Raw genomic sequence first — 12,096 nt, forward strand, 5'->3', positions numbered from 1 at the left:
TTATTTTTCGAGAAAAGCACAGAAACAAACAGAGGTAACAAATCATAGAAAGGTCCTCGTGAATACTGTTTTCAGCCTCATTCCCCGAAAGCTTTAAAAACACAAATAAATTGGCAGGTCTTCTGACTCGCTCCATTACCGAAACCTTCCCATCTTAAAACAGACAGTGGCGTATATCTTCGGCAATATAGTAAAGAGCTTACAGCAGCGGGACTGTTCAGGAGTTTCACCTGATTCCCTTTTAATCGTTCTTCATATAATGAAGAAAACGAACCAATATATATAACAATGTCATAACCAAAACATTAAGGGTTGTAAGACATTAGACTCGTGCCCTAAAGATTTGATTTTCGGATGCAAAGGTACAATGTTTTTTCTTTTACGCAATACATATTCAGCATAAATTAATCATTAACTTATTATCTCAAAATATAAAATTAATATCTATCTTTGCTTCGATTTAGATGATATGGCAACACATTCCGTCTGCTATATAAAAGTAATCCGGTGAAGCTTATCAAGTTGTAAAACCCAAATTCAGTCACATTATGAGAACAAGTTTATTATTAATATTAACCATGTTTTCTATCTTCTGTTCCGCAGTCGAAGAGGGAAACTTTGTAGCAAGCGATATGTTGGCAAATATGAAACACGGTGACAAAGCAGCTCTGCTCATGGTGCACTTCGGCACTACATACGATGACACTCGTGCATTGACGATTGACGCCATTAATACAAAAGCACAAGCCATTTTTCCCGAACTGAAATTTAAAGAAGCATATACATCGCGTATCATCATCCGTCGCCTTAAGGCGCGGGGTATCGACAAAATGACTCCACTGGACGCATTGCTCCAACTACGCAGTGAAGGATACACACATATCATTATTCAAAGTACCAATATTATTGAAGGAGTAGAAATGGAATCACTCCGTCGCGATGTGGAAAGTGTACTTCCTTTCTTTAAGGAAATCCGTGTGGGTACTCCGCTGTTCTATTCAACAGGGGACACAAAAAAGGTAATCGGTATTTTGGGAAATCGTCTCAATACCCCTGCAAACGGAAAGAAAAGCCCCAAAGAGCACATCGTTCTTGTAGGACATGGAACTTCTACTCCCAGCACAGCCATATACAGCCAGATAGACTATATGCTGAAAGCTAATGAACTGACAAATTTCCATGTAGGTACTATTGAAGGCTATCCTACTTTTGAAACCATGCTGGCACAACTGAAAGCTGCCAAAGCAAGGAGCATAACACTCGTCCCATTAATGTTCGTTGCCGGCGACCATGCCAAAAACGATATTGCCGGAGAGTGGAAAGAACAGCTCGAAAAGGAAGGTTATACCGTCCATGTACGCATGGAAGGTTTGGGACAAGTGCCCGAAATACAAGAAATATTTATTGACCACATCCGCTTCGGTTTGAAACATCGCATGCAGGGTATTATGGAGAAGAAAGCTGCATATGCGGCAAGTAAAAAACCGGAATAAAATTACTTAGAGAATATATGAAACAGCCCAAAATAATAGTTGCCGGCATCGGTCCGGGCAATGAGCAAGACATTACGCCCGCCGTAATTGCCGCTTTGCAAGAAGCGGATATAGTAGTGGGATATAAATATTATTTTCAATTTACCACTCCCCACCTCCGCCCCGGAACGCAGTGCGTGGATACCGGGATGAAGCGGGAACGTACCCGTGCCGAGCAAGCATTTGAGCTGGCGGAACAGGGTAAGACAGTATGTGTTATCAGTTCGGGCGATGCAGGGATTTACGGCATGACACCACTTATCTATGAAATGAAGCGGAAACGACATAGTAATGTAGAGATTGTTTCTCTGCCGGGTATCAGTGCTTTCCAGAAAGCGGCTTCCCTGTTGGGTGCGCCGGTGGGACACGACTTCTGCGTCATTTCCCTCTCAGACCTGATGACACCGTGGGAACGCATCGAAAAACGTATCATAGCCGCAGCAGCAGCTGATTTCGTAACGGCTGTCTATAATCCAAAAAGCGAAGGACGCTACTGGCAACTGTACCGACTGAAAGAGTTGTTCTTGCAGGAAGGACGTGCACCGGAGACACCCGTAGGATATGTACGCCAGGCAGGACGTCCGGAACAGGAGGTGCACATCACGACACTGGAAGTGTTCAATCCCGAAGAGGTGGATATGTTTACCGTGATACTGATAGGCAATTCACAGTCGTACGAGTGGAACGGAACGATGATTACTCCACGGGGATATTACAGGGAAGAGGTTGAGACTGCTAAACCTCAACTTGACGCCGCTAAACCTCAACTCCAGAGTTCTAAAGGTCAACTCCAGACCAACAAAGGGCAGGACATTATGATACGGAGTTTCCGTACCATTGAGAAAGAATTGACAAACAAGAATATCCCACTCGACCATAAATGGGCGTTACTGCACGCTATCCATACCACCGCAGACTTTGAAATGGAGAAGTTGCTGCACACAGACGAAAGAGCCGTGGAAACGCTGTATCAAGATATCATTGAGGGGCGCATACGGACAATCATCACAGACGTAACAATGGCTGCCAGCGGTATTCGTAAAGGGGCTTTGGAACGTTTGGGTGTAGAGGTAAAGTGCTATCTCGGTGATTCTCGTACCGCTGCAATGGCATCAGAGAAAGGTATCACCCGTACACAGGCGGGCACACGCCTTGCCGTTGAAGATTATCCCGATGCCCTCTTCGTATTCGGCAACGCTCCGACTGCACTAATGGAACTCTGCGACCTTATACGCAAAGGAAAAGCACATCCCACAGGAATTATCGCTGCTCCGGTAGGCTTTGTACACGTACAGGAGTCCAAACATATGATTAAACCTTTCATCCGGATTCCGAAAATAATTGTGGAAGGACGCAAAGGAGGAAGTAATCTCGCCGCAACATTGGTAAACTCTATTTTGTGTTACAATGATGCGGAATTGTTAAGACCGGGACGAGATGTGTGAAATAGTAATCAGTGATTAGAGATTAGGGATGGAACGGAAATTTATCATTATAGGAATGGACGATAACCGAGTACCTTTCTTTTCGCCGGAAGTATTGGAACACATACGGAATGGAAAGGTATTTTCGGGAGGAGTACGACATAGGGGGATTGTCAAAAGCTTATTGCCGGAAGATGCGGAATGGATTTCCATTTCCGTACCATTGGATAATGTGTTCGCACAATATGAAAGAGTGTTCGGCAGTGACGAATACAGACAAACTGAATCGGATATCAGTCAAATTATTATTTTCGCATCGGGCGACCCTTTGTTTTTCGGCTTTGCCAATACGGTAAAACGGAAGCTGCCGGATGCGGACATCAAGCTTTATCCATCTTTCAACTCACTACAAACATTAGCACACCGTCTCGTAATGCCCTACAATGATATGCGCACCGTTTCGCTGACAGGACGTCCCTGGCATGACTTCGACCGCGCTCTGATTGAACGTGCTCCCAAGATAGGTGTCCTCACCGACCGGGAACATACACCCGCCGCTATCGCCGCCCGTATGCTGGAGTACGGCTACCAACGATATACAATGTATGTAGGGGAACATCTCGGCAATCCTGAAAAAGAACGTATCCGTCACATGACATTGAAAGAAGCGGTACAAGACGAGTTTCAGTATCCTAATAACCTGTTGCTTTATGCCACCTCCTTTCCCGAATCCCGTCCTTTCGGTATCCCCGATGAACAGTTCGCCCATCTGGACGGACGTGCCCGGATGATAACCAAAGCCCCTATCCGCTTGCTCACATTGCAGGCATTGGAACTGAACCGACATCGTGTATTCTGGGATATAGGCTTCTGCACCGGCTCGGTTTCCATTGAAGCCCGATTACAGTTTCCCCACCTTACGATAGTTTCCTTTGAAATACGTGAAGAAGGCAAAGAACTGATGAATATCAACAGCCGCCGTTTCGGTACACCGGGCATTACGGCAATCATCGGCGACTTCCTGCAAACGGCAACCGATACCCTCTCCCGCCCCGATGCCGTCTTTATAGGCGGACACGGTGGACATCTGCCGGAAATGCTGATGAAAATAAAAGAAACGTTACAGCCCAACGGCTGCATAGTTTTCAACTCCGTATCGGCAGAAAGTAAAAACGCATTCATAGAAGGAGCAAAAGCCGCCGGCTTTACACTGCATCCTTCTACACGTATTGCACTGAATGATTATAATCCAATTGAAATTATGAAAGCGACACTTTCATAATTTCAATTAAATAAGATATATCCATTATGAAAACCGATACTCTCCATATGAAGACAGCTATCATGCTCATCTCGGAAGCCGGACTGTCTTCTGCACAACTACTGCTCAAAGAGTTTCCTGAAGCGGAAATTTTCACCCCACGCCATGAAGACGGGTGTACGCATATAGAATCGACCGGCACCTTCATCGTTGAGAACTTCAACCGCTACGATGCATTTATTTTTATCGGCGCTATGGGCATCTGCGTACGCTCCATTGCTCCCTGCGTGAAGAATAAGTACACCGACCCCGCCGTAATTTGCGTGGACAGTACCGGCAAATATGCCATTTCCGTCCTCTCCGGACATATCGGTGGAGCTAACGAACTGACCGAAATAATAGCAGGTACACTGGGAGCCGAACCCATAATAACTACCCAAAGCGACCTCACCGGATTATGGGCACTGGACAAGCTGCCCGAACGCTTCGACTGGTTTCCGGTAATCAATGTAGACGCTTCGGCCCTCCTGCTGGCAGAGCTTGCCAAAACTCCCGAAGAGAAAATGAAAGCATGTATGAACGAGCCTATCAGTCTCTTTGTAGCCGGCAAGCCGACAGCTCTGCTGCTCGAAGTCCGAGACAAGGGTACTGACTGGCTCGAAGCCCATCTTCCTCCCCACGTAGAGGTTTTCTACCGACTGAAAGACATCAAGCCTTCCTGCTTTAAACTGGTGCTGTGCGTTTCTCCGCAAGTGCCCTACATAGAAGAAGTACCGTCCATCTGTTATGTACCACGCGTACTACACATCGGTATCGGACTTGCCCGCCAAGCCGGGCCTACGAAGAAAGTAGTGGAAAATATTTTGGACAGTTTGAAAGAATACAACATCCTTCATCAGGCCATCGCATCCATTTCCACAATTGACGCCAAGCGTGATGAACCGGTAGTGAAGTCGCTCAAAAAGAAATATAATATTCATTTTTATACAGCCGGGGAACTGGCGACAGTAGATGTGCCACACCCCAGTAAAACAGTAATGAAGCACATGGGAACACCCAGTGTAAGCGAAGCCGCGGCACTGCTCTCTGCCGGAAACAGCCAATTGATAATGCCAAAACAAAAAGGTGAGAACTATACGGTAGCAGCTGCCATGGATATTTGTGTCTCGCGCCGGGGGCACATTGAGATTGTCGGTGCAGGTCCCGGCGATCCCGACCTTATCTCCGTACGCGGACGGGAAATGTTGGAAAAGGCCGACCTCATTCTTTATGCAGGCAGCCTTGTGCCCCGTGAACTGACACTCTGTGCCAAACCCGGAGCAACAGTCCGCAGTTCCGCTTCTATGGACTTGGAGGAGCAGTTCGCACTAATGAAGGAATTCTACGATAAAGGCAAGTTCATCGTACGCCTGCATACCGGTGATCCCTGCATTTACGGAGCGATACAGGAACAGATGAATTACTTTGACCGATATGGCATGAGTTATCACATCACACCGGGTATATCTTCTTTCCAAGCAGCGGCGGCAGCTTTAAAGTCGCAGTTCACTATTCCGGAGAAGGTGCAAAGCATCATACTCACCCGTGGCGAAGGACGAACCCCCATGCCCGAACGGGAAAAGCTGCACCTCATGGCACACTCGCAAAGTACTATGTGCATCTTCCTTAGCGCAGGCATTGCAGAACAGGTGCAAACTGAACTTCTGCAGGAATATCCGGAAACGACCCCCGTAGCCGTATGCTATCACCTGACTTGGAAGGACGAGCGCATCTTCCGGGGAGAACTGAAAGACCTTGCCCGAATAGTGAAAGAGAACAACCTGACCCTGACAACCATGATTGTTGTAGGCGAGGCTATCGGCAATCGTGAGGGACTGTCGCGACTATATGCACACGAATTCAAACACTTATTCAGAAAATAAAAATATGATACTGATATTAGGCGGTACAACCGAGGGACGCATAGCCGTCCAAACACTTGAGGAAGCCGGAAAGCCCTTCTATTATTCTACCAAGGGCAATGAACAGGACATTCCTCTGCACAACGGCATCCGCCTGCAAGGTGGCATGGACAACATCAGCTTGGAAAACTTCTGCCGTAAAAAAAACATCTCACTGCTGATAGATGCCGCCCACCCCTTTGCCGAAGAGCTGCACCGGAACGTCAGTGAAGTATCCGACAAGCTCCATATACCGGCTATACGCTACGAACGCACCTATCCGGACAGGCAGGACGACTATATCACATGGTGTGACAATTACGAAGATGCCATCTGCCGGATAAGAAGAGAAGAAATTTATATATTACTGGCATTGACCGGAGTACAGTCCATAGGCAAGCTGAAAGCACTTTGGCAGGAAAGCTGCCGCTGTTACTTCCGCATCCTCGACCGTGACAGTTCACGCGAACTGGCTAATCGCCAAAACTTCCCTGAAGAATACCTGTGCTACTATCATGCCGGAGAGGATGAACGCCAGCTGATGAGCCGACTTCACCCCGAAGCCATCTTGCTTAAAGAAAGCGGCATATCCGGAGGATTTCCCGAAAAGGTGGAGGCCGCCCGCGAACTGGGCATCCATGTTTTTGCAATAAAACGCCCTCCCCTTCCCGATAATTTCCTGACAGTGACCGGTGAATACAGCCTGCGCAGAATGGTAGAGAAATATATGCCTGAGTTCTACCCCCTGCACAGCGGACTTACTACCGGTACTTGTGCTGCCGCAGCTGCAGTGGCTGCTGTGTGGGATTTATTCAACACCAGTGGACAGCCACGTCCCAAAGAGTTTCCAATAGTTCTGCCCAATGGGGAGAAGATAGACGTTCCCGTTGGAAATCTGGAGAAATATCCTCATACCAGCTTTCTGAACGATGACTGGATGATGGAAACGGAAGCCTATGTCATAAAAGATGCGGGAGATGACCCCGACATTACCAACGGAATGCAAATAAGGGCAAATGTGGCAATACCGTTCAAGATGGACGACTCTGACGAAGAGGATGAAGTATACGGAGATGACTACAACATTATCATTGCCGGAGGTGAAGGCATAGGCATCGTCACCCTGTCCGGACTGGGACTGGAACTGGGTACATCCGCCATTAATCCTACTCCGCGCAAAATGATAGAGAACAATGTAAAGCTATGTCTTGAACGTCTCCATATACCCAAGCATCTCAATCCGTTTCTTGTCACTATCTCCGTACCCGGTGGAGAAGAAATAGCCAAACGCACTTTTAATCCCCGGCTGGGCATAGAGGGAGGCATATCTATCATCGGCACATCGGGCATCGTGAAACCCTTCTCCAGCGAGGCGTTCGTCGGTTCTATCCGCAAGTCGATGGAGGTGGCACGTGCCACAGGCAGTCCGAGTATCGTTATCAGTTCCGGAGCAAAGAGTGAGAAATACATCAAAGCATATTATTCCGGACTGCCGGCGCAGTCCTTTGTACATTATGGCAACTTCATCGGAGAGACTTTGAGGATTGCCGACGAATTAAAACTGCCCCATGTCACATTAGGAGTCATGATGGGCAAAGCGGTGAAGCTGGCGGAAGGCAATCTCGACACCCACAGCAAGAAAGTGACAATGAACAAGGATTTCATTCAAGATATTGCCCGCCGGTCAGGTTGTAAAGAAGATGTATTGGTCGCTATCCGGCAAATGAATCTGGCACGGGAGTTATGGGATATTATCCCTACAGAAAAGACGGAGGCTTTCTCCAAACTACTGATAGAACATTGTCGTCAATGCTGCGCTCCTCTATTACCCAACGGAGAACTTACCATATTACTAATCAGTGAAAGTGGAAAAATATACGTATGAAAAAGGTAATGATGATAATCAGTCTGGCGGTTGCTGCATTAACCGTACAAGCTCAATCACCTTTCTCCTTTTATGCAGAGACAGGAATAGGGACTTCCCGTCTCTACGGAAGACATTCCGGCAGTGACACGCAAATATCCTATAAAACGGGAGTAGGTGCAGAATATACGCTCAATAAAACTTGGGCGTTGCAATCTGCCCTGGAATTTGTATCCATAGGTGGAAAGGACAATATAAAATATGTTGAGAATACTCTGATAAATGCCAAGATGAATGAATTATACTTGCAGATACCTCTCATGGCGGCTACACGACTGCCTTTGGGAAAGAATTATCATGCAGCGGTAATCTTTGGCCCATACATAGCTTGTGGTATAGGCGGAAAGACATCCGGCAGCATACCACACGATTTTGACGGTTATAGCCGTTTCAAGATAGATACTTTTGGCAGTGTACTGGAAAACAACGCCGGAAACAGACGGTTGGATGGTGGCATTATCGTAAAAATCGCATTTCAGTACCACAAATTCATTATCGGTGCAGAGGCACAAATGGGACTGGTAAAGATTAATCAACAACTGAGACAAGTAATAGATACAAAAGAGTTCCGTAATTACCTGCCCAAGAATTTCGCCTCATTCTTTACCATAGGGTATAAATTCCGATAAAGACCGGATAATTATCATTTGCAAAGCGAAGACTCGTGGAGCTTCGATAATAAATCTTCGATACAGGTAAGACATAGCGGCGTTTCACCGGGTTGATGCAAAATAAATGTCCCGTCTCCTTTCAAATCACCTGTTTCGATATAGGTTTCCGACTCTACATTACGGTTAGCAAGTATGCCGTTACGCTGCAAAGCCTTGCGCACCATGGCATACCTCTGCCCATGTCCTACCAAACGCACCTGCGAGATATATTCATTGTCTACACGGAACAATCCGGTCTCCAAGTCAAATACAATGCCTTTACGGGCAAAGAAACTACTGAGGCTACCGTTCAGGGACAAATCCTCGGGAGTACCGATAGTAACACCGTTCACTTTGTCCATAAGCCAGATTTTATCGGCTATTTGCAAAGCCAGTTCAAGGTCGTGCGTAGAAAGAAAAATGGTCTTGTCTGTCTGCCGGCTGAGATGGTGTAACAGTTGCATCATCTCCACCTTACTGGGAAAATCAAGAAAGGCGGTAGGTTCGTCCAGATAAATCACCGGAGTTTCTTGGGCAAGCGCTTTAGCTATCATTACTTTCTGGCGCTCACCGTCACTCAATGTATGCACCATCCGGTGCGCCAAATGAGAAATACCGACCAGAGCAATGGAGTGTTCCACCACACGCTTGTCTTCCTTGGTCAGCGTACCCCAAAAACCGGTATAGGGACTGCGTCCCAATCCTATCAATTCCGTAACGGACATATTGCGGATGTCGCACTTCTCCGTCAGCACCACGCTGATAACGCGTGACAGTTCTTTATCGGTATAGGATTCAATCTCTTTTCCCTGAATACGTATCTCTCCTCCCAGCTTGGGCTGAAAAGCGGACAAGGTACGTAGCAGTGTGGACTTACCTACTCCGTTAGCACCCAACAGACAGGTCAGTTCACCACTGTTGATACCGGCACAAATACCGTCCGCCACCACTTTCACATCACTCTTACCGGGATACCCGATAGAGAGATTCTCGATATGTATAGTCTCGTTTTTCAATATATATATGGTATTATAGTTTGATATACTTGATACGCTCGTTTGATGTACTTGATATGGTTGTTTGATATACTTGATACTTTTATTCGTTCAACTCCCCTTTCCTCTTTCTGAAAAGTACGGATGCAACGACCGGAGCTCCTACCAATGCCGTTACCGAATTGACAGGTAACGCTCCCTCGAATCCCGGCATACGGGCTATCAGATTGCACACCAACGCCAATGCAGCGCCTACCAGCAAGGTGGCGGGCATCAAGATGCGATGGTCGGATGTGTGGAAAATAGCACGGCACAAATGAGGTACTGCCAATCCTATAAACATGATAGGCCCGCAGTAGGCGGTGACAATAGCCACCAATACCCCGGAACAGGATATGACAAGCAGCCGCGCCCGCTTGATGTTCAATCCCAAATTACGCGCATAGCTGTCACCCAACAGCAGCAGGTTCATGGTCTTTATCAGCAGGAACGACAAGGGCAGCAATACTGCCATGATACAGACAAACAGCAACATCTGGTCACCGGAGACACGTGCAAAGCTACCCAATCCCCAAATAACGTAAGCGCGTATATCCTCTTCCACACTGAAATATTTCAGTACGCCGATAATGGCGCTTGCCACATAGCCTATCATCACACCGATAATCAGCAGTGTTACGTTTCCCTTTACCTTTTGGGAAACGTAAACTATCAGTGCCATAACGGACAACGCCCCGATAATAGCTGCAACCGACAATGCCACCTCTCCCATATATCCCAAACGACTCAGAGCCACACCGCCCATAGCACCGGACAGCAGTACTACACAAGCCACTCCCAAACTCGCCCCCGAACTGATGCCCAGTACCGAAGGCCCCGCCAACGGATTGCGAAACACCGTCTGCATCTGTAAACCGCTGACTGAAAGTCCCGCTCCCGCCACCAATGCGGTCAGAGCCTGCGGCACACGGCTTTTCCAAATGATATTGCTCCAAATAATCTCTTGATTGCTCATCACATCGGGAGTGGAAGCTACTCCTGTACCCCACAATAAATCCCATATCTTGCCAAATGGGATATGAACAGAACCCAACAGCAGGTTCAGCAGAAAAAACAGGAAGATAGATGCCAATATCAATATCATCAATAGCAGCGTAGGTCTTTTCATCATTTCAAGCGCTCGTAATAAGTAGGTTCATAATCGGGTAACAAGTCAGGATGAAAAGCATGAATCAAATCTTCCAATACTATCTCGGGCTGCATGGGCATACTCTCATAGAAAGGCTTCTCACGCATATTGCAATAAATTACCCCTTTCTCACGGAAGGCGCGAAAGTCGGCATAACGAGGGTCTAAAGACTTCAAGGCATCATAAGAGAATGTTCCGTCGTAACTGTTGACGATACGCCAATAGTCGGCACTCTCCGCCCGGCTGTACACCGTCTCGAAGTCCAGCATTACGCCGCCCGAACGCGGGTCGTCTTTCAGGAAATAGTCCGCACCGGCATCACGAAACAACTCGGCAAGGAAACTCTTTCCGCCTACCGCATACCAGTTGCCGCCACGTATTTCACCGCTGAACACCACAGGACGCCTTTTCACGCCCGCCACCAACTCCCTCAACTCATTATACCGCTTCTCTATCTCGGCAAACTTGGCATTCGCCTCGGATTCCTGCCCGATGAACATACCGATAAACTTTATCCACTCTGCCTGTCCCAACGGAGTCATCTCTTTATACCCCAGATGCGGAACCAGCGGAATGCCTATCTCACGCATGGCGTCATATCCGCCCCGCTTGAAAGGAGAGATAAAGATAACATCGGGGGCTATACTCATAATCACCTCATTATCGAAATTACCTTCAATCCCTATTTTGGATGTTTTACCCGATTTCAGACGCTCGTTCATCTCCTTATTGAAAAGGTGGCGGGTACTGGTGATGCCCACCACATAATCGCAAGCATCCAAACGGATAAAGTTGGACAGTTGCAGGGAAGTCATGCAGATGACACGCTTCACCGGAGTCTCTATCACGGTATAATCGGCGGGAATGCCGGCAGGCTTCGTACCTCTTGGCACTAAAGCATACCGAAAGGTATTCCTCTCTTCTTTCTGAGGGTCGCGTATGTCCACCAGACGTACATTTCCCGGCAGATATTTCACCGTATATCCTTTGGCATAGGTAGGAATAATAGCAGAAGCAGTATCCGTAGCGGAGACTGCAACAGCTGTGGAATCGGAATTGCCGGACATTTGCCGGGACTTTGCCCCGCAAGAAGTCATAGACAATGCACACGCAAATGCAATACCTATGAGAGGTAATCTGGTCATGATTATTCGGGTTTTATATTTCAGGGCACAATATTC

General features: G+C 47.2%; 9 protein-coding genes and 1 riboswitch. Of the genes, 6 read left to right on the forward strand and 3 right to left on the reverse strand.

What is annotated here, in order from left to right; genetic code table 11:
- Positions 1 to 95 precede the first annotated feature (95 nt).
- Positions 96 to 293, reverse strand: a riboswitch (cobalamin riboswitch).
- Between the two features lie 255 nt (positions 294 to 548).
- From KG118_RS09330 to KG118_RS09355, 6 genes are read left to right on the forward strand one after another with little or no spacing between them, the layout of a single operon-like run.
- Complete coding sequence (locus KG118_RS09330; protein WP_117712748.1) at positions 549 to 1,493, forward strand: sirohydrochlorin cobaltochelatase; 945 nt, start codon at positions 549 to 551, stop codon at positions 1,491 to 1,493.
- A gap of 17 nt (positions 1,494 to 1,510) precedes the next feature.
- Positions 1,511 to 2,977, forward strand: coding sequence for a precorrin-3B C(17)-methyltransferase (cobJ, locus tag KG118_RS09335; RefSeq protein ID WP_117712747.1), 1,467 nt, complete (start codon positions 1,511 to 1,513; stop codon positions 2,975 to 2,977).
- A gap of 28 nt (positions 2,978 to 3,005) precedes the next feature.
- Complete coding sequence (gene cbiE, locus KG118_RS09340; protein ID WP_117712746.1) at positions 3,006 to 4,238, forward strand: precorrin-6y C5,15-methyltransferase (decarboxylating) subunit CbiE; 1,233 nt, start codon at positions 3,006 to 3,008, stop codon at positions 4,236 to 4,238.
- 47 nt (positions 4,239 to 4,285) lie between these two features.
- On the forward strand, positions 4,286 to 6,139 hold the full coding sequence (gene cobM / locus KG118_RS09345) for a precorrin-4 C(11)-methyltransferase (RefSeq protein WP_117712794.1): 1,854 nt from the start codon (positions 4,286 to 4,288) through the stop codon (positions 6,137 to 6,139).
- Between the two features lie 4 nt (positions 6,140 to 6,143).
- On the forward strand, positions 6,144 to 8,042 hold the full coding sequence (gene cbiD, locus KG118_RS09350) for a cobalt-precorrin-5B (C(1))-methyltransferase CbiD (RefSeq protein WP_117712745.1): 1,899 nt from the start codon (positions 6,144 to 6,146) through the stop codon (positions 8,040 to 8,042).
- A complete protein-coding gene (locus KG118_RS09355) occupies positions 8,039 to 8,710 on the forward strand; it encodes an outer membrane beta-barrel protein (RefSeq protein WP_117712744.1) in 672 nt (223 codons plus the stop codon). The genes cbiD and KG118_RS09355 overlap by 4 nt, the downstream gene beginning before the upstream one ends.
- Positions 8,711 to 8,724: 14 nt before the next feature.
- On the opposite strand, the gene KG118_RS09360 is transcribed toward KG118_RS09355, so the two are convergent.
- The 3 genes from KG118_RS09360 to KG118_RS09370 form a co-directional block, all read right to left on the reverse strand.
- Positions 8,725 to 9,747 carry an ABC transporter ATP-binding protein gene (locus KG118_RS09360; RefSeq protein WP_117712743.1) on the reverse strand — a complete coding sequence of 341 codons (1,023 nt, stop codon included), beginning with the start codon at positions 9,745 to 9,747 and terminating at the stop codon, positions 8,725 to 8,727.
- 82 nt (positions 9,748 to 9,829) lie between these two features.
- Complete coding sequence (locus tag KG118_RS09365; RefSeq protein WP_117712793.1) at positions 9,830 to 10,894, reverse strand: iron ABC transporter permease; 1,065 nt, start codon at positions 10,892 to 10,894, stop codon at positions 9,830 to 9,832.
- Complete coding sequence (locus KG118_RS09370) at positions 10,894 to 12,060, reverse strand: ABC transporter substrate-binding protein (protein ID WP_117712742.1); 1,167 nt, start codon at positions 12,058 to 12,060, stop codon at positions 10,894 to 10,896. Before KG118_RS09370 ends, KG118_RS09365 begins: the two co-directional genes overlap by 1 nt.
- Positions 12,061 to 12,096: the final 36 nt, after the last annotated feature.

Origin of the sequence: Bacteroides propionicigenes, assembly GCF_018390535.1 — a bacterium.
In the GTDB taxonomy this organism is placed as follows: domain Bacteria; phylum Bacteroidota; class Bacteroidia; order Bacteroidales; family Bacteroidaceae; genus Bacteroides; species Bacteroides propionicigenes.

Bases quoted from the DNA above. Each gene is read 5' to 3' on its own strand.
- cbiE (WP_117712746.1), top strand. From the start codon at position 3,006: ATGGAACGGAAATTTATCATTATAGGAATGGACGATAACCGAGTACCT.
- KG118_RS09370 (WP_117712742.1), bottom strand. From the start codon at position 12,060: ATGACCAGATTACCTCTCATAGGTATTGCATTTGCGTGTGCATTGTCT.
- KG118_RS09330 (WP_117712748.1), top strand. From the start codon at position 549: ATGAGAACAAGTTTATTATTAATATTAACCATGTTTTCTATCTTCTGT.
- KG118_RS09365 (WP_117712793.1), bottom strand. From the start codon at position 10,894: ATGAAAAGACCTACGCTGCTATTGATGATATTGATATTGGCATCTATC.
- cobJ (WP_117712747.1), top strand. From the start codon at position 1,511: ATGAAACAGCCCAAAATAATAGTTGCCGGCATCGGTCCGGGCAATGAG.
- cbiD (WP_117712745.1), top strand. From the start codon at position 6,144: ATGATACTGATATTAGGCGGTACAACCGAGGGACGCATAGCCGTCCAA.
- KG118_RS09355 (WP_117712744.1), top strand. From the start codon at position 8,039: ATGAAAAAGGTAATGATGATAATCAGTCTGGCGGTTGCTGCATTAACC.
- cobM (WP_117712794.1), top strand. From the start codon at position 4,286: ATGAAGACAGCTATCATGCTCATCTCGGAAGCCGGACTGTCTTCTGCA.